The 20,000-nt window shown below is 65.8% G+C and carries 2 protein-coding genes; both read left to right on the forward strand.

Features of this window, described 5'->3' with window-relative positions; translation table 11 throughout:
• Nucleotides 1-199 precede the first annotated feature (199 nt).
• A complete protein-coding gene (locus AAC126_RS09405; protein ID WP_339852590.1) occupies nt 200-10,261 on the forward strand; it encodes an SDR family NAD(P)-dependent oxidoreductase in 10,062 nt (3,353 codons plus the stop codon).
• Nucleotides 10,258-20,000, forward strand: a 9,743-nt coding sequence (locus tag AAC126_RS09410) for an amino acid adenylation domain-containing protein (protein WP_339852591.1), incomplete at its 3' end; no start/stop codon positions are given. The genes AAC126_RS09405 and AAC126_RS09410, both read left to right, overlap by 4 nt.

A 20,000-nucleotide genomic window follows, 5' to 3' on the forward strand; every position in this document is an offset into this window, starting at 1 on the left:
AAAATTTTTGAAAAAATCACAAATCACACCTCTTGTGATGAGCAAACTTATATGCATATACTCGCATTGATTGCATCACAGGAATATCGGAACACCACAAGCACCCCGCCAGCCAATACGGCACAGGCAGAACGATGGACGGGGGTTCCGGTCTCTAACAGGGACGTAAAAATGACTCTCTTGGACATGGAGCGGTGTTGTGCCATCAACACCTGACACCCTCATAACCCTGCTGGACCAGCGGGCGGCATCTTCAACAGGCAAATATCACTTCCTGAAGGATGGCCGGGATGTCGCGGACACGGCTGATTACGCGACGCTTCGGAAGCACGCTTTCGCGGTTGCCAACCAGCTGCGGGAACGGGTGCCAGAGGGCGCGCGGGCACTGCTGCTGTATCCGCCCGGGCTCGACGTTCTTCCCGCATTCTTCGGGTGTCTGAATGCCGGCATCGTCGCGGTTCCGGTCCCGCCGCCGGACGGGGTGCGGCTCAAGCATTCCCTGCCCCGCCTGCAAGGCATCGTCGCGGATGCGGAAGCAGAAGTCATTCTGACCACCGCCGGTCTGCGGCAGGATCTTGAAGCCCGCCTGAGCGAGGCCCTGCCGGATGTGCACTGGATCGCCACGGATACGCTGACGCCCGCCGAAGAGACATCGTTCAAACTGCCCGACATCACGGCCGGAAGCCTGGCTTATCTGCAATACACATCAGGCTCCACCACCAGTCCGCGCGGCGTCATGCTGTCCCACGAAAACGTGCTCGCCAACCTGGCCTATCTTCAGGAAGGCTTCGGGTGTGGTGAAGACAGCGTCTGCATCACTTGGATGCCCTATTTCCATGATTACGGTCTGGTCGAAGGCCTGCTGCAGCCCCTCTTTAGCGGCGCGGATTGTTACGTCCTCTCTCCGCTTACCCTGCTTAAAAGGCCCGTCCGCTGGCTGGAGGCGATCGACCGGTTCGGCGGCACCCATACCCATGCCCCGAACTTCGCCTATGAACTCTGCCTTGAGCGCATAAAGGACGAACAGCGCGCCGCGCTGAATCTGTCCCGCTGGCAGGTTGCAGGCAACGGCGCCGAGCCTGTCCGGGCCGATACCCTGCGGCGCTTCACCGAGACATTCGCCCCGCAAGGCTTCAGGGCCGAAACCTTCTATCCGGCTTACGGCATGGCCGAAGCCACGCTGTTTGTCACCGCCCGCCCCCACAATGAAAACCCGCATATCTCGCGGCTCGATGCCGGAGCGCTGGAGCACAACCGCGTGCTGCCCGCCGACGGCAGCCAGCCCGATAGCGCGACGCGGACGGTGGTGAGCTGCGGCGTGCCCCGGCCCGGAACAGATTTGCGGATCGTCGACCCCGAAACCGGGAACAGTCGCGCGCCCGATGAAGTCGGCGAAATCTGGATTTCCAGCCCCAGCGTCGGGCTCGGTTACTGGCGGCGGCCGGAAGAAACAGACGCCACGTTCAAAGCCAGCCTTGCCGATAGCCCGGAAGCCGGCATGTTCCTGCGCACAGGCGATCTCGGTTTCCTGAAGGATGGCGCCCTGCATGTTACCGGCCGCCTGAAGGATCTCATCGTCGTTGCCGGAGTAAACCATTACCCCCATGATATCGAATGGACGGTGCTGGAAGCCAGCCCGGAGATACGGCGGGAACATTGCGCCGCGTTCTCGGTGGAGAACGGCTCCGAAGAACAGCTCGTCATCCTTGCCGAAGCCGGACGGGGCACGACGGACTGGGAGCCTGCCTTCCGGAGCATCCGTCAGGCAGTGGCCCGGAGCCATGGCCTGGCAACTGCCGAGATCCTGATCCTCGAACGCGGCCAGATTCTGAAGACATCCAGCGGCAAGGTGCAGCGCCGGGCCTGCAGGCAGGCCTATCTCGATGACAAGCTGCACTGCATCGCCCGCTGGCGCCGGGAAACCTCTCCCGTCACAGAGACCAGCCGCCCAGACGGCCCCGGCCTTCGAAACTGGCTGCGCCATCAACTCGGCGGCATGCTGTCGCTACAATCGGACGCGATCGATCTGCAGGCTCCGTTCGCGGAACTCGGCCTCGACTCCCGCTCTGCAGTCGGCCTGATCGCGGCCCTGGAAGATCATCTCGGCGGCCCCACCATCGACCCGACCCTGCTTTGGCAATATCCGTCGATCGCGGCATTGTCCGACCATCTGAGCGGTTCCGGGCTGAGCGGCACCAGGCTGAGCGGCACCGAGGGTTCTCCGGCGCCCCGACCAGCCAGCCGGGAGCCCGATCAGCAATCACCCATCGCAATCGTCGGCCTTGCCTGCCGCCTGCCCGGCGCCGGGAACGCGGATGATTTTTGGGACCTCCTCAGCAACGGGCGCTGTGCTGTGCGCCCCGACGCCCGTCTTCCCGGCAGTGAGGCCGGTTTCCTCGAAGGGATCGACAGTTTCGACGCCGCTTTCTTCGGCCTTGCCGAGAGCGAAGCGCGCAGCATGGACCCGCAACAACGTCTCCTGCTGGAAGTGACATGGCACGCACTGGAACATGCCGGAATGCCGGCAGACCAATTGGAAGGCAGCCGTGCGGGGGTGTTCGTCGGAATATCCTCCGCCGATTTCGCCTTCGATCAATTCAGCCGGGGCGATGCGGAAAACCTCCTGAACGCCTATAGCGGCACCGGCCTGGCCTTCAGCATCGCCGCCAATCGCCTGTCCTATCAGCTCGACCTGCGCGGGCCGAGCATGGCCATCGACACCGCCTGCTCCTCCTCGCTCGTCGCCGTGCATCAGGCCTGCCAGAGTCTGCGCAGTGGAGAGTGTGAGCTGGCACTTGCCGGGGGCGTGAACATCATCGGCGGCCCGCATCTTCACCTCGCCCTGGAACGCGCGGGCATGCTGTCGCCAAACCGGCGGAGCCAAACCTTCTCCGCCGATGCCGACGGCTATGTGCGCGGCGAGGGTTGCGCCATGGTCGTGCTGAAGCCACTCGCCGCCGCAGAACGTGACGGCGACCGCGTGCTGGCCGTGATCCGCGGCTCGGCGATCAACCAGGATGGCCGCAGCAACGGCCTCACCGCTCCAAACCCGCAGGCGCAGCAGAGCGTCATTCGCGATGCGCTTACATCCGCCGGACTGGATGCCACGCATATCGACTTTGTTGAGACCCACGGCACCGGAACGCGCCTCGGCGACCCCATTGAGGTCGGCGCCCTGCAAGGCGCTCTCGGCGGGGCGCGGTCAGACGGCCGCCCCTGCCTGCTTGGCTCCGCGAAGGCCAATATCGGCCACCTTGAAGCCGCCGCCGGGATTGCGGGTCTGGTGAAAGCCGTCCTGTGCCTGCAACACGGTGAAGTGCCGCCGCAACCGGACCTGCACCGGATCAATCCCCTGATCAAACTCGACGGGTCTCCTTTCGAGATCCCGCAGGTCCCGAAGCGCTTGCCGGACAGCGCACGCGCGGCGGTCAGTTCCTTCGGCTTCGGCGGAACCAATGCCCATGTGATTCTGGAGCACGCCCCGGCGCGTGCACACACCTCTCAACCGATAGAACACGCCGCCCGCCAGCCGCACCTGCTGGCGCTTTCCGCCCGCGACCCGGCTGCATTGCGGGATCTTGCGGAGCGTTACGCGTCCCTGTGCCGCCACACTCCGAACATCACGCCGGAGGATCTGTGCGCCGCAGCGGCCACACGGCGGTCCCATTTGGGCCACCGCCTCACACTCACTGCCGGGACCATCGATGGTTTTGCCGACCAGCTCGAAGCCATTTCCGCCGGCGAAGAACAGGGGCAGCGGATACCGGTCAACGCGCCATCCGTCGCCTTTCTCTTCACGGGCCAGGGCTCCCAATATCTCGACATGGGACGGAGCCTCTATGAGGCTCATCCGGGCTTCCGCGCGACACTCGACCGCTGCGATGCTCTGCTGGCGAAACAGCTCGACCATTCCCTGCTCTCGGTCATGTTCGGCAAGGATGCCGAGCTGCTGGCGCAAACCCGTTACACCCAGCCCGCCCTCTTTGCCCTCGAATACGCGCTGGCCGATTTATGGCGGAGTTGGGGGATCCAGCCTGCCGCCCTCCTCGGACACAGTGTCGGGGAATATGTGGCTGCCTGTGTGGCCGATGTTTTCGATCTGGAGACGGGGTTGCGGCTGATCGCTGAACGCGCCCGTCTCATTCAAAGCCTGCCCCTCGACGGCGCCATGCTGGCGGTGATGGCGGACGAGAAACAGGTCTCCGGCTTCGCGGCATCCTGTCCCGACGACATCTCCATCGCCGCCGTGAACGGGCCGCGCAATGTTGTGCTGTCCGGACGGCGCGAAACCCTCACCCGGGTTCAGGAAGGCCTGGAGCGCGCGAACTTCCGCAGCCGGTTCCTGCCGGTCTCCCATGCATTCCATTCGCCCCTGATCGACCCCATTCTGGAGCCGTTCCGCAAGATCGCGTCCGGCTTTGACTTCTCCAGCCCACGGATCCCGCTCGTCAGCAATCTCGACGGACGGTTTATGGAGACCGCGCCGGACGCGGATTACTGGACCCGCCATCTGCGCGGCGCGGTGCGGTTCGCCGATGGCATGGCCAATCTATCCTCCAGTCATCGCGTCTTTGTCGAGATCGGCCCGAAACCGCTTCTGACCGCCCTTGGCGCGCAATGCGTTCCGGTGGCCGACGCCCTCTGGCTCCCCAGCCTGCGCGATGGCGCGGAAGATTGGGCGACACTCACCGGCTGCCTGGCGGCGCTCTACACTGCCGGCATCACGCCGGACTGGGCGGCTTTCCATGACGGCACGGACAAGTGGGCCGCACCGGAACTTCCGGCCTATCCGTTCCGGAAGCAGCCTTGCGCCCTGCCGCCACGCCCCGAGACCGGCGATGCCGCCGCACCGCTGCGCAAGGCTCTTGCCCAAGGTGCCCCGCAACCTGCGCCATCCGTTTCCGATGCGGAAGTGACAGCCGTTCCGGTCGAGGAATGGGGCTTCGTGCCGAGCTGGACGCCGGCCTCACAGGTAGCGGACGAACATCGTCCCCCGGCCGACTGGCTGCTGCTCGCGGACCGGATCGGGACGGCGAAAAGGCTGGCCGATACTCTCAGAGCGACGGGCGACACAGTAACCGTCATCACGGGACCAGCCCCCGACACGCTTCCGGCGGGCAAGCGCCTCCTCAACATCATCTGTCTCTGGCCTCTGGATATCGCCGCGCCCGATCAGTTGAAAGGCGATATGCAGGCAATCGCCGGAGCCCTCACGGATCTTGGCACCCGGCTGACCGGTCTCGTGCAGATCCTGGCCACGCAGGCCACGCGCCCGCTCAAACTCTCTCTGGTCAGCCGGCAGGCTTTCGCGATGGCCGATGCGCCGCTCCCCGAAGCGGGCGGCGGCTTGCTCCAGTCGATGATCTGGGGGCTGGGGCGGAGCTTGCGGCATGAACATCCGGACTGGCGTCTTTCCCTCATCGATTTAGAGGGCAACGCCAAGCAAGCCGCCGCCCAACTGTTTGCCGAGATCCGCGCCGCCGAGCCGAAGGACGAGATCGTCTGGCGCCTCGATAACGGCGCCCCCAATCGGCTCACGCCGGGGCTGGAGCCACAGCCTCTCCCGAAACCGGACACAGCACCGGAGATGGATGGAACATGGCTGGTGACCGGCGGCCTCGGGCGGCTTGGGCTGCTCATGGCCGGAGCGCTGATAGAGCGCGGGGCACGCCATCTGGCGCTTAACTCCCGCAGCGCGCCGTCCGGCGCTGCCGCCGAGCGGATCGCGGAATGGCGCGCGAAGGGGGCAGAGGTCAAGGTCGGCAGCGTCGATATTACCGACGAGCCTGCCCTTACCGCGTTACTCGACAGCCTGCCGCAAGACTGGCCGCCCCTGACCGGTATTCTCCATGCCGCGGGCATACTGAACGACGGGGTTCTGCATCAGCAATCCGCCGAGCGTGTCTGCGCCGTGATGGCGCCCAAGATCCTCGGCGGCTGGGCCCTCCACCGCCTCACGGCCAGGCATCCCGTAAAACATTTCATGCTGGTCTCGTCGGCGAGCGGTCTGCTGGGCAATCCCGGTCAGGCGGCCTATGGGGCGGCCAACGGCATGCTGGATGCCCTCGCGCTCTATCGTCACCGGCGCGGACTTCCGGCACAAAGCCTGAGCTGGAGCGCCTGGTCCGATGCGTCCCGCGAGACCGCCCTCGCAGGCAGGCTTGCACGGCACGGGCTGGCCCCGATTGAACCCGGGCAGGGCCTTGAGGCGATGATCCGGGCGGCAGCACTCGACATACCGCACATGGCGATCCTGCCGCGCCGGTCAGATGCCCCGCTGGTCCATCCCTTGATCGACGGATCTTCCCCTGCCACCCTGCCGCGCGCGGAAGCCGGAACACAGTCCGCCATGATCGCCCGCTTGCGTGCGCTGGCGCCCGACGCGCGGCTGAAGCAACTCACCGCCGACATTCTCGAGCAGGTCACCGCGATTACCGGCAGCAGAGACGACGCCCCTGACCCCGAACGCGGATTCTTCGACCAGGGGTTCGACTCGATGAACGCGATCGAGTTGCGCAACCGGCTGCAGGCCGACCTCGGCTGGCCGCTACCCGCGACCCTGGCTTTCGATTACCCGACGCCCAAGCGCCTTGCGCAGCACCTGCTCGAGCGCGGCGACTTTGACGACGAAACGCAGGCGCTCCCTGCTGTTCCTGTCCCTGAAAACAGGATCTCCAGCGCAGGAAAAAATGACGGGATCGCGATTATTTCTCTTGGCTGCCGCATACCCGGCGGAGTCTCCGATCCTGAAGCTTTCTGGAGCCTGCTGGAAGATGGCGTCGACGCGATCTCGGAAATTCCGGCAAACCGCTGGGACGCCGACCGGTATTACAATGCGGACCCCGGCATGCCCGGGACCATCCAGACCCGCCATGGCGGATTTCTGGACGATATCGATCTGTTCGATCCGGGCTTCTTCGGCATCTCCCCCCGCGAGGCCAACCATCTCGACCCGCAACAGCGGCTCCTGCTGGAGGTGTGCTGGGAGACCCTGGAACGTGCAGGCATACCGCCAAGCAGTCTGGAAGGCAGTCAGACCGGCGTCTTTATCGGCATCAGCACCAACGATTATCTGCACCGTCTGAACCGCACGCCCGACGGGATCGACGCCTATCTCGGCACCGGCAACGCGCTCAGCGTGGCGGCAAACCGGCTGTCCTTCTTCCTCGGTCTGGAAGGGCCGAGCCTCGCCATCGATACCGCCTGCTCCTCCTCCCTGGTCGCGATCCATCAGGCCTGTGAAAGCCTCAGAAGCGGGGAGTCCGGGCTGGCGATCAGCGGCGGCGTCAACCTGCTGCTCGACCCGACCGTCAGTATCAACCATTCGCGGGCGCGCATGCTGGCCCCTGACGGGCGCTGCAAGGCCTTCTCGGCAGAGGCGGACGGGTTCGTGCGCTCCGAAGGCTGCGGCCTGCTGCTGCTGAAACGGCTCTCAGATGCAGAGCGGGACGGTGACCGGATCATGGCCGTGATCCGGGGATCCGCCGTGAACCAGGACGGCCGGTCCAGCGGGCTGACGGTCCCGAACGGCCCTGCACAGGAACGGGTAATCCGCCGGGCACTCCAGCGCGCGGAACTGGAGCCGGATGAGATCGGCTATGTCGAGGCCCACGGCACCGGCACCGCGCTGGGCGACCCGATAGAAGCAGGGGCGCTGGATGCCGTCTTCGGCACGAAAGGGCGGGACCGCCCCCTGACCATCGGCTCGGTCAAATCCAATATTGGCCATCTGGAATCCGCCGCCGGTGTAGCGGGCGTGCAGAAGGCCGTTCTGTCCCTGTCTCACGTGAAAATCCCGGCCAGTCTGCACAGCGCCACCCCCACCCCGGAGATCGACTGGGCGCGTACTGGGCTTCACCTTCCGCACGGCATAGAGCCCTGGCCCAATTCTGGCCAGACGCGGCGGGCAGGCGTCAGCTCTTTCGGGTTCGGCGGCACCAATGCGCATGTGATCGTGGAGCAGGCACCGGAACAGGCACCCCGCCAACTACCGCACTTCAAACAATACCTCCTGCCGCTCTCCGCCAAGAGCCGGCCCGCGCTCCGCACGCTCGCCGCGCGGGTTCTGACTGCCCTGAAGGAAACCCCGAAGCCGCTGGCCGATCTTTGCTTCACGGCATCCTGCGGACGCGACCATTTCCCCCACCGGCTGGCACTGCTCGGCGCCGACGCACCCTCTCTGATCTCGGCGCTGGAAGCCTGGCTTGAAGGCCAGACAAGCGACGGGGCCATCGAAAGCGGCGGCGCCATCTCCTCCCGGCGCACGGCGACGGGAAGGATGGATGCAGAGCATGCCAACCCGGAGGCATGGCGCGCTCTGGCCGAGCTTTATGCGGATGGCGAGACCCCGGACTGGAACGCTCTCTATGCCGGTCTGCCTGTACGGCGTACCGATCTGCCGGGGCATCCCTTCGACCGGCAACGCTATTGGGTCCAGTCCGAACATGAGCGCACCAGCGCCATACCCGCCCCCTATCGGGTGCGCTGGGAGCCTCTGCCCCAAAGCGCGCCCCACAGCACGGAAAAGCCCGAACCGATCACCGGAAACTGGCTGATCCTTGCCGATGAGAACGGCACCGGAGAAGCCGTTGCCGCCGAGCTTCAGGCACGGGGCGCCCATTGCACGATGATCTTCAAGGCGCCTCTCAACGGACACCGCCGCAACCTCGTCCCCGGGGACGAGGCAGCCGCCCGTTCACTGCTTGACGAGTTGGGACCGCTGACGGGCGTCGTCCATCTCTGGAGCCTCGATGATCCGAAGACGGAAGAGCTGACCGCCGGAAGCCTGACGGGCGCGCAGGACGGCGGACTTGCTGGTCTGGTTGCTCTGACGCGGGCTCTCCTGGGACTGCCGACCCCGCCCCGGCTATGGATCGTGACACAGGATGCGGTCGCGGCGACACAGGACGACCGTCTCGAGGGTCTGGCACAATCACCGGTCCGGGGGTTCGGCCGCAGCGTCGCACTGGAAGCCCCGCACATCTGGGGCGGCCTGCTGGATCTGCCGCACAGGCTCGACCTCACCCGAGACACGGCGCTGATCGCCGCCGCCTTTTCCTCTGCGGGAGAGCATTCGGAAACGGCCCTGCGGGATGGAGTGTTCCTCGTCCCGCGTCTGCATCACGCAGATCCTGCACCGCAGAAACCGGTCTCCATCCGCCGGGACGCCAGCTATCTCATCACCGGCGCCTTCGGCAGCCTGGGCCGCGCCCTCGGCCTCTGGCTGGCACGCCAGGGCGCAGGCAGGCTCCTGCTGGTTGGACGGAACGGCGCGAAGACGGCGGAAGCACGCCGTCACATGGCGGCGCTGACGGATTACGGCACCATTGTTGAGGCCGCCGCTCTCGACATCAGCGATCAGGAAACACTAGCCGCGCAGATTTCTGAGTGGAACCGCACCGGGCCAGCTCTTGCGGGTGTCATCCACGCCGCCGGTATCGGCGAGCAACGGGACCTCAATAGCCTGGACTGGTCCGGATGCGCGGCCGTGCTGGCCGGAAAGGCCGGTGGCGCCTGGGCGCTTCACGTCGCGACGGCGGGCGAGAAACTGGATTTCTTCCTCGGCTGCGGATCAATCGCCGGGCTTTGGGGTGGCCAGCGTCAGGCCTCTTATGCGGCGGCAAACGCTTTCCTCGACGGGCTGGCCACTTTCCGGCGGGCACGCGGCCTGCCGGGCACAAGCCTCGATCTTGGCCCTCTTTCGGACAGTGCCATGGTGAGCGCCGGGACCGGCCGGGAATTGCGCCGGATGGGGCTTGAGCCTTTCCCGATGGATCGCCTCACGGATCGACTGGCCGAGTTCCTGAACCCGGCACAGGCACAGACTGTCTTCGTCGCCGCAGACTGGCCCCGTTTCGCGGAACTCTACCGCAGCCAGCGGCCGACGGGGCTGTTCGACGCGGTCCTCGCCGGGCTCGGCACCACGCACACCAAACAGCCGCCCCGTAGCGACACAGCTCAATCGCACGCCCGGCCCGATCTGTCCCCGCGCGACTGGCTGGCGGCGCGCATATGCGACGTGCTTCGCCTTCCCCCGGGGCAACTGGCACCGGATACACCGCTGCCACTTCTCGGGCTCGATTCCCTGCTCGCGATGGAAATACGCGGGCTCATCGAGCGCGAACTGGGCGTGACAATTGCCCTCGCGGATCTGCTCGGCAACCACAGCCTGAATGATCTGGCCGAACGCCTTGAAGGCGATCTCCCGGCCGGAACCACCTCTCCGCACCCCCAAACCGCATGGATCGCAGGTCAGATATGACGATTGCAGAATTCGTAAGAACTTTGGCAGAGCGCCAGGTCGAGCTTTCCGTGACGGAAGGGCAAATCCGGTATCACGGGCCGAGCGGGGCAATCGACGAAGATGTCCTCACCCAGATCAGGGACCGCAAATCGGACCTGATCGCGTATCTGAACCGGGCGCCTGAAATGCCGGACCACACGGCGGAGCCCCTGTCACTGGGGCAGGAAGCACTCTGGTTCCTCTACGAGCTCGACCGGACAAGCATCGCCTACAACACACTCTTCGCCGCCCGGCTGGGACGCGATCTGGACATGCGTGCGCTGCAAGCCGCACTCGACAAACTGACAGAGCGGCATCAAGGCCTGCGCAGCCGTTTCGGCAGCCACAACGGCAAACCCTTCAGCATCCCCTCGGCGCCCGCCCCCTTGGATCTCCCGGTGACCGATGTCAGTGGCTGGAGCACCGCCGAGGTCGAGAGCGCCATCGCGGAATTCGCCGATCAGCCGTTCGATCTGGAGGCCGCCCCGCCCGTTCGCTGGCATCTCTTCTCCGGTGTGTCGAACGGCACACTCCCGACCCCGGTGCTCGCCTTCGTGGCTCATCACATCGTGGTGGATTTCCGCTCGCTCGAAATCATCATGAGCGACCTTTCCAGCCTGTACCGCGCCGAACGCGAAGGCCGCGCCGCCGCGCTCCCCGCCCTGCCCTGGACCAACCGAGCCTATGCCGAATGGTCGCGCGAAACCCTCGCAACACCGGCTGGCAAACGGTCCGGGAGCTATTGGCTGGACCGGCTCGGTGGCGAGCTTCCCGTGCTCGACCTGCCGACGGACAGGCAGCGCCCGCCACGGCAGGATTTCACCGGCGCGACCATCACCCGGGACCTCGACCCGGCCCTCAGTGCCAGGCTGAAAGAAACCGCGCAACGCCTCGGGGTCACGCCTTACGTGCTTCTGCTCGGGACCTTCGGCCTACTGCTCAACCGCTATAGCGGTCAGCGCGAGATCCTGATCGGCTCGCCGATGCTTGGCCGCACCCGGCCGGAGTTGAAGGATCTTGTCGGCTATTTCGTGAACCCGGCGATCCTGCGTCTCGATTTCCCGAAAAACAGAGAGGGGACTGACTTCCTCGCGCATGTGCGCGAGACCGTTCTGGGCGCGCTGGAGCATCAGGATTACCCGTTCCCGCTGCTGGTCGAACGGTTGCAGCCGCAGCGTGATCCCAGCCGCTCCCCGCTTTTCCAGGTGGCCTTCGTCCATGAGCGCGAAGCTGGCACGCCTCTGGTCGAACAGGGCCTCTTCAGCGACATGCTTGCCGGCGGTCAGCGCGGTGCGGTGTTCGATCTCACCCTGACCGCGCTCGACCGGACGGACGGCTACCGCCTGACCTGGGAATATGCGTGTGCCCTCTTCGAGCGCGACACGGTCGACCGCATGAGTGGCCATTTCGAGCATCTGCTTTCCGCCTTGCTCGACAACACGGATCAGCCGCTCGACACCATCCCGCTGCTTTCGGAGGCGGAAGCCGCCCGGATCCGGGGCTGGAACGAGACCGATGCTCCGGTGCCGCCTGCCCGCAACCTCGTCGACCTGATCGCCGCGCAGGTCGCGGAACGGCCGGACGCAATCGCCCTCGATACCGGCGCGGCGCAGATAAGCTATGCCGGGCTGGATGCCCGGGCCTGCCGTCTGGCGCGACATCTTCAGGAACGCGGCATCGGAACCAACGATATCGTCGCGATTGCCTTGCCGCGCTCGGCGGAGCAACTGATCGCGGTTCTCGGCGTGCTGCGTTCCGGCGCCGCCTGCCTCCCGGTCGACCCGCAGGACCCGCCAGAGCGTATCGGCTTCATCCTGCGCGAGAGCGGGGCGGCACTTGTCCTGACCGACCCGGCCAGCGCGGAAAGAATGCCCGGCGATGGCCCGGCGATCATCGCTCTTTCCCCGGACGATCCGCTCCTGACCAAAGGCGACGCCACCCCGCCCGAATGCCCGGCTGCTCCCGAAGACCGGATCTATGTGCTCTTCACCTCCGGCTCGACCGGCCGTCCGAAGGGTGTGGAGATGCCGCACCGGGCCATCGTCAATCTGGTGGCATGGCAAGCGCGCCAGCCCGGCCTCGACCAGCCGGCGCGGACGCTGCAATACACCGCTCTTACCTTCGATGTCTCCTTCCAGGAAATCGCCTCGACCTGGTGCTCCGGCGGAACGCTGGTGCTGGTGGACGAGGATTGCCGCCGCGACGGCCGTGCCCTGCTCGACTGGATCGAAAGCCGGAACGTAGAGCGTGTCTTCATGCCCTTCGTCGCCTTGCAGCATCTCGCGGAGAGCACAGGCAACAAGGCCTTTCCGGACTGCCTGCGCGACATCGTCACCGCCGGTGAACAATTACGCGGCACCCCGGCCATTCGTGCCGCCTTTGGCCGCAGCGCCTGCCGCCTGCATAACCATTACGGGCCAACAGAAAGCCACGTGGCGACCGCGTATCGCCTGCCCGAGGATGTGACGAACTGGGATGACCTGCCGCCGATCGGACGGCCGATCGGCAATGTCAAAATCCATCTGCTGGACGAAACCGGGCAACCGGTCCCGCCGGGCGTTCCGGGGGAGCTCTGCATCGCCGGTCCGTGCATCGCGCATGGCTACATGGCCCAGCCCGATCTGACACACGAGCGTTTCAGTGAGCATCCGGAATACGGGCGGATCTACCGGACCGGCGATTTCGCGCGCTGGCGCCCGGATGGACTGATCGACTATATCGGCCGCCGCGACGACCAGGTCAAAATCAGGGGCGTGCGGGTCGAGCTTGGTGAGATCGAAGCGGTCCTGAGCGGCCATCCCGCCGTCACCGAGGCCGCCATCATCGTGTACGGACATGCCTCGGCCCGGCGCCTTGCCGCCTATGTCGCCACCACCGGCGAGCAGGCGGACCCGAAATCCCTGCAGTCCGACCTGATGGCGCATCTGCGTGCGGCCCTGCCCGCGCCCATGGTTCCGTCCAGCCTGACCCTGCTGGCTCAGCTGCCCAAGACATCCAGCGGCAAGCTCGACCGCCGCGCGCTCGCCGAGCCGTCCGTCACTTTGAGCGAAGAATCCGTCGCCCCGCGTAATCAGGACGAGGAGCTGTTGACCGGGATCTGGTCGGAGCTGCTTGGCCATGACCGGATCGGCGTCACCGACGACTTCTTCGAATTGGGCGGGCATTCCCTGATCGCCATGCGCCTTGTCACCCGCCTGCGCGACAGTTTCGATGTCGATCTGCCGCTCAGTGCCCTGTTCGAAGCGCCAACCATTGCCGGGCTGGCGGAACGGATCGACCAGCTTCGCGGCGGCGACCGGTTGCCACCGATAACAAGCGCTCCCGACGCACAGACATCCCCCCTGTCCTTTGCCCAGCGGCGGTTGTGGTTCCTGGAGCAGCTCGAAGGCCCCAGCGCCACCTACAACATGCCGGCCACGCTGGAGCTGCGCGGGGTCCTCGATGAGAAGGCTCTCGGCCGGGCGGCACGGGCTCTCATCGAGCGGCAAACAAGCCTGCGAAGCTGTTTCCCGTCCCGTGCAGGCGAGCCTGTCGCGGAGCTTGTCGCGCCTTACGATCCCCTGAAGGTCACGGACCTGAGCACGCTTCCCGCCGACGCGCGCATGCCGGAAGCCGAGCGCCTGAGCAGGAGCCACGGCGCACAGCCTTTCGACCTTTCGGAAGGTCCCCTATTCCGTCTGCACCTGTTGCGCTTCGACGACCGGACGCACTGGCTGCTGTTCAACATCCATCACATCATCAGCGATGGCTGGACCATCGATATTCTCGTCCGCGACTTTGCCGCCCTCTACCGGGCCGAGACGCATGGCGATCAGGGAATGGCCGCCAGCCTTCCCGATCTGACCATCACCAGCGGCGACTTTGCCCGCTGGCAGAATGACTGGTTCCAGGGCGAAACGCTCAGTCACGAGCTCGACCACTGGATCGCGGAGCTGGACGGCGCGCCGACCCTGCTGGAACTGCCCGCGGACCGCCCGCATCCCAAAACCCGCAGCTATCGCGGTGGCCTCGTGACCCGCGCCCTCGATCCTGCTCTCGCCGCAAAACTGCGCGCCTTCAACCGGGCGGAGAGCGCGACCGACTTCATGACCCTGATCTCCGCCTTCGGCCTGCTTCTGTCCCGGTACAGCGACCAACATGACCTTCTGATCGGCTCTCCGGTCGCGAACCGGCGGCTTCGGGAATGCGAGGATCTGGCGGGGATGTTCGTCAACATCCTGACGCTGCGATGGCGCGACGAGGACCTGCCGGATTTCTCGGCCCTGGTCGCGGAGACCCGGCGCCGCTGTCTCAGGGCCTACGCCAATCAGGACCTGCCTTTCGAGCTGCTGGTCGATCACCTGCATCCCGAGCGCAGTCTGGTGCACAGCCCGTTGTTCCAGGTGATGTTCGTGATGCAGAACGCGCCGATGGAGCGGCTGGTCTTCGACGGTACCGAGGCCCGCCCGCTTGCGCCCCCGGTCGCCGTATCGAAATTCGACCTTACGCTTTACGTCGAGCCGGACGGAGACGGCTTCGTCACCCGCTGGGAATATAACGCGGACATTTTTGACGAAGCCCGCATCGCGCGGATGGCCGGTCATTTCGAGCAACTGCTCGGCGCCGCCATCTCCAGGCCGCACCTGGCCCTTGGTGATCTCGGACTGATCACCGGACCGGAGCGCTCCGCGCTCACGCACTGGCGGGACGGTGCAAGCACGGATCTTTCCTGGGACACACTGATTGATGCCATCGAGGCCCAGGCCGCACAGCGACCGGACGCCCCGGCACTCGTCGACCGGCGCGAGAGCCTCGATTTCGACATGGTCAATCGCAGCGCCAACCAGCTCGCCCATTATCTTCAGCGGCACGGAATTTCGCGCGGGGACATCGTCGGCATGTGTCTTGAGCCCGGACCGGAAGCCGTGGTCAGTCTGCTCGGTATCGTGAAGGCCGGCGCCGCCTATCTACCGCTCGACCCGGCATATCCCCCGGGGCGCCTCGACGCGATGATTACCCGCTCGGGTGCCTCTCTCGTCCTCAGCAAGGGCGACCTGGCGGACCGGCTTCCCGAAACGGCAAGGATCTGCCGGCTGGACCAGTTGGCCGCGACGCTTGCCGAAGAGAGCGTCGAGAACCCGGCCACCCGGCCCGCGCCCGACGACCTGCTCTATGTCATTTACACATCCGGCTCCACCGGAGAGCCGAAAGGGGCTGGCGTCTATCACAAGGGCTTCGTCAATCTGCTGCAATGGTATTGCCGGGCGCTGGATCTTGGCGAAGACGACCGGGGCTTGCTGATCAGCGCGCTCGGTTTCGACCTGACGCAGAAAAACCTGTTCGCCCCCCTGATGGCCGGTGCCGCGCTTCATTTCCCGGAGACCGGCCACGGATACGATCCGGCCGCCTTACGCCGCGAAATTGCCGAGGGCGCGATCACCTGGATCAACTGCACGCCGAGCGCCTTCTACCCGCTCGCGGCCGGTGACGATCACGCGCCGCTCGCCTCGCTGCGTCATGTGGTTCTCGGCGGCGAGCCTATTCAGGCCGGGCGTCTGCGGCCGTGGCTGGCCTCGGCAAACTGCCAGGCAACAGTGCTGAACAGCTACGGGCCGACCGAATGCACCGACGTTGCGGTTGCGGGTCCCTTCGATCCCGCTTCGGACGCGGCCGGAGTCCCGCTTGGCCGCCCGATCGATAATGTCCGGGTGCTGGTACTCGACCCGAACCACGCCCCTGTGCCCGTCGGCATGCCGGGGGAGCTTTTCATCGGCGGCATCGGTGTCGGCGCCGGTTATCTCGGGCGACCGGATCTCACCGCCGCCAGATTTATCGAGCTGACAGAGGACGGCCATACCGGGCGCTACTATGCAACCGGCGATGTTGTGCAGTGGCAGGATGACGGCACGCTCGACTATATCGGCCGCCGCGATCAGCAGATCAAACTGCGCGGCTTCCGGATCGAACTCGAAGAGATCGAAGCCGCCCTGCGTGCACAGCCTGCCGTCGAGGACGCCGCCGTCGTTGTCTCAAAGGCCGGATCGCACGAGCATCTGGTTGGCTATGTCACCGGCGGGCAGCAATCCGATCCCGAGGAACTGCGCCCGGCGCTGGAACGGTCCCTGCCTGCCTATATGGTGCCGGACCGGCTGATCCGGCTCGACGGCCTCCCGGTCACGCCAAACGGCAAACTCGACCGCCTCGCCCTGTCGAACCTGGCTTTCACCCCGCGCCCGGCCCAGCCTCCGCGCGGCCAGACGGAGACAATTCTCGCGGAGATCTGGGCCGGGTTGCTCGGCCTTGACGCGATCGACCGGGACGCGAGCTTCTTTTCCATCGGCGGTCATTCCCTGCTCGCCGTCCAGCTCATGGCCCGCATCGCGGACGTGTTCGGGACCGGGTTGTCCCTGCGCGCGCTGTTCGAAAAACCGACACTTGCCGGGCTCGCATCCAGCATCGATGCCGGGCGCAATCGCACACGGCCGGATATCTCCGCGCTCCCGCCGGGGACCACGCCAGAGCCATCCTTCGCGCAACAGCGCCTGATGTTCCTCGATCAGCTCGAAGGCGCCAGCGCGTCCTACAATGTTCCCGCCGCACTGGACCTCAAGGGCGCGCTGGACAAGCCCGCGTTACGCAAGGCCCTTGCCGCGCTCGTCACCCGCCATGACAGCCTCCGGCTCTGCTTTGCCTTCGATGACGGAAAGCCGGTCGCCCGCTTGCTGGAGGCCTACGACCCGCTCACGGAACGCGACCTCGGCGATTTGCCCGAAGCGGACGCGCAAGCCGAGGCCGAACGGCTGAGCGAGGAGCACGCGCATACGCCGTTCGATCTGGCACAGGGGCCGCTCTTCCGGTTGCACCTGATCACACTCGGGCCGGACCGGCACCGGTTGCTGTTCAACATGCATCACATCATCTGCGACGGCTGGTCCATCGACCTGCTCATAGCCGATCTCGCCCGCCTCTATGCGGCCTTCCGGACAGGCTCGGATGCAGCGTTTCCAGGCCCCGCACTGAACTATACCGGCTATGCCAGGTGGCAGAATGCCTGGCTCAAGGGCGATGCGCTGGAACAGGAACTCGCCTTCTGGCGTGACCGCCTTGCCGGAGCGCCGGAACTTCTGGATCTGCCGACCGACCACCCTCGTCCGGCTGTCCAGGTGCATGAAGGCGGCTCGGCCCCCGTCCGGGTCGATGCGGATCTCGCACACGCTCTGCGCACTCTGGCGCGCGAAAGCGACGCCACCCTCTTCATGGTTCTGCTGGCGGCCTATGACCTCCTGCTGTTCCGCTTCTGTGGCATGCGCGACATTTGTGTCGGCGTCCCGGTGGCGAACCGGAGCGACAGTCGGCTGGAAGACATTGTCGGCCTGTTCCTCAACACCCTCGTGATGCGCGCCAAAGTTCCCGAAAGCGGGAGCTTCCGGGACTTCCTCGCCAGTATCCGGCAGGGGACGCTTTCCGCCTACGCCCACCAAGACGTGCCTTTCGAATATCTGGTCGAGGATCTGCATCCGGCCCGTTCGCTCAGCCACAACCCGCTGTTCCAGGTGATGATCAATCTGGTGAACACACGGCGCGAGCAGATCGCGCTGGACGGGCTCGAGGTGGAACAGGTCAGCCCGGCACGGGACTTCCTCGTGAAGTTCGATCTGAACCTGACCTTCACCGAATTGCCGGACGGCGCCCTCGACGGCGCGCTGCAATATAACGCCGCTTTGTTCGAGCATGAGACCGCCATCTTCCTCCGCGACTGCTTCCTCACCCTGCTGCGCGGGATCGTCGCCCAGCCGGATGCCCTGCTGACGGACCTGAGCCTCTATAATGAAGATCCGGCGCGGCGCCCCGACATGCCCTGCCCGGCAGGCGAGCCGGTCCGTTTCGGCTCCATTGAACGCTCGATCCAGAGCCGTTTCGCCGACCAGGTGGCCCGGTACCGCGACCGCATCGCCATCCGGACGCCGAGCCAGTCGCTGACTTATGGCGCGCTCGATCGGGAAAGCCGCCGCCTCGCCGCAGCGCTGCTTGAGCATTCCGGCAGCGCCCGCATTGCCCTGTTGCTGCCGCACGACACAAGGATGGCAATCGGCATGCTCGGCGTACTGCAGGCCGGATGCGCCTATGTCCCGCTCGACCCGTCGCAACCGCCGCAACGGCTACGCACCATCCTCGACGATGTTGGCGCCGACATGATTGTGTGCGCGGAGCCTCATGAAGATCTCGCGGGCATGCTTGCAGGACCGGACCGCGCGATCCTGCATCTCGACCATCTCGACCTGCCTCCCGCCGGGACACTTCCGGAGATATCTCCCGACAGCGTGGCCTACCTGCTCTACACCTCCGGCTCCACCGGACGGCCCAAGGGCGTGGTGCAGAGCCATCGCAACGTGCTGCACTTCATCCGGCGCTACACGGAGAATCTGCGACTGACACCAGAAGACCGGCTGCTGCAGCTCGCCTCCTACGCCTTTGACGCCTCGGTGATGGATTTCTATGGCGCCCTGCTGAACGGCGCCACGCTCTGCCTCTTCGACGCACGCACCCGGTCGGTCGCGGATAGCGCGCCCTGGCTCGAAAGCGAAGCTGTGACGGTCTGGCACTCGACACCGAGCGTCTTCCGCGCCTTCACCGACGGGCTTGACCGCCGCCTGCCCACGATCCGGCTTGTCGTCATGGGCGGCGAGGCCGTCACCCGGGCCGATTTCGAGATCTTCCGAGGCGGCTTCGAGCCCGGAGCCCTGTTCGTCAACGGCCTTGGCCCGACAGAGTCGACCGTGACCCTGCAATACTTCGCCACCCACAATACGGACTTGCGCCGGTTCTCGGTCCCCGTCGGCCATGCCGTCGACGGCACGGGGATCGAATTGCTCGACGATACCGGCACCCGAACGGACCTGTTCGGCGAGATCGCGATCTGCAGCCCGCATGTCGCGCTCGGCTATTGGCAACAGGATTCCAGTGCCTTCGAGCCGGACCCGACCCGGCCCGGCGCCATCCGCTACCGCAGCGGCGACATGGCCCGCCGCCTGCCTGACGGCAGCCTTGAAGTGGTCGGTCGGCGCGATGGCCAGATTAAACTGCGCGGCTTCCGCATCGAGCTCGGCGAAATCGAGGCAACGTTACGGGATCATCCGGATATCCGGCAGGCGGCGGCAGTGCTCTGGGCACCGGAAGATACGCCCTCGCAAGCCCGGCTGGTGGCCTACATCGTGGGCGAAGCCACTATCGAAAACACCCATCTCTGGTGCCGGGAACGGCTCCCGGGCTACATGGTTCCATCGGAGATCATTGTTCTGGAGGCATTGCCGCTGACGGTGACGGGCAAGCTGGACCGGCGCGCCCTGCCGGAGCCGTCTGGTTCGGAGCAGGCCGCCTCCGGCGCCCCCGCCACACCGGGTGAGGAACTGCTCGCAGGGCTGTGGGCCTCCGTGCTGAAGCGCGACGCCATCGGCCGGGCCGACAGTTTCTTCGATCTCGGCGGGCATTCCCTGCTGGCAACACAGCTGCTCTCCCGCATCCGCACCGCCTTCGGCACCAACATCGCCCTCCGCCTGCTGTTCGAGCATCCGACCCTCGCCGCACAGGCCGCCGCCATCGAGGCCGAACGCCGCGGCACGCCGCCTCCACCAATCGTCCCGCGCGAGAACCGCGGCACACTCCCCCTCTCCTTCGCGCAGCAGCGACTCTGGTTCCTCGCTCAGCTCGAAGGCAGTGCAGCCCCCGATGGCGTTCAGTC

The organism is uncultured Nisaea sp. (assembly GCF_963974195.1).
Lineage (GTDB): Bacteria > Pseudomonadota > Alphaproteobacteria > Thalassobaculales > Thalassobaculaceae > Nisaea.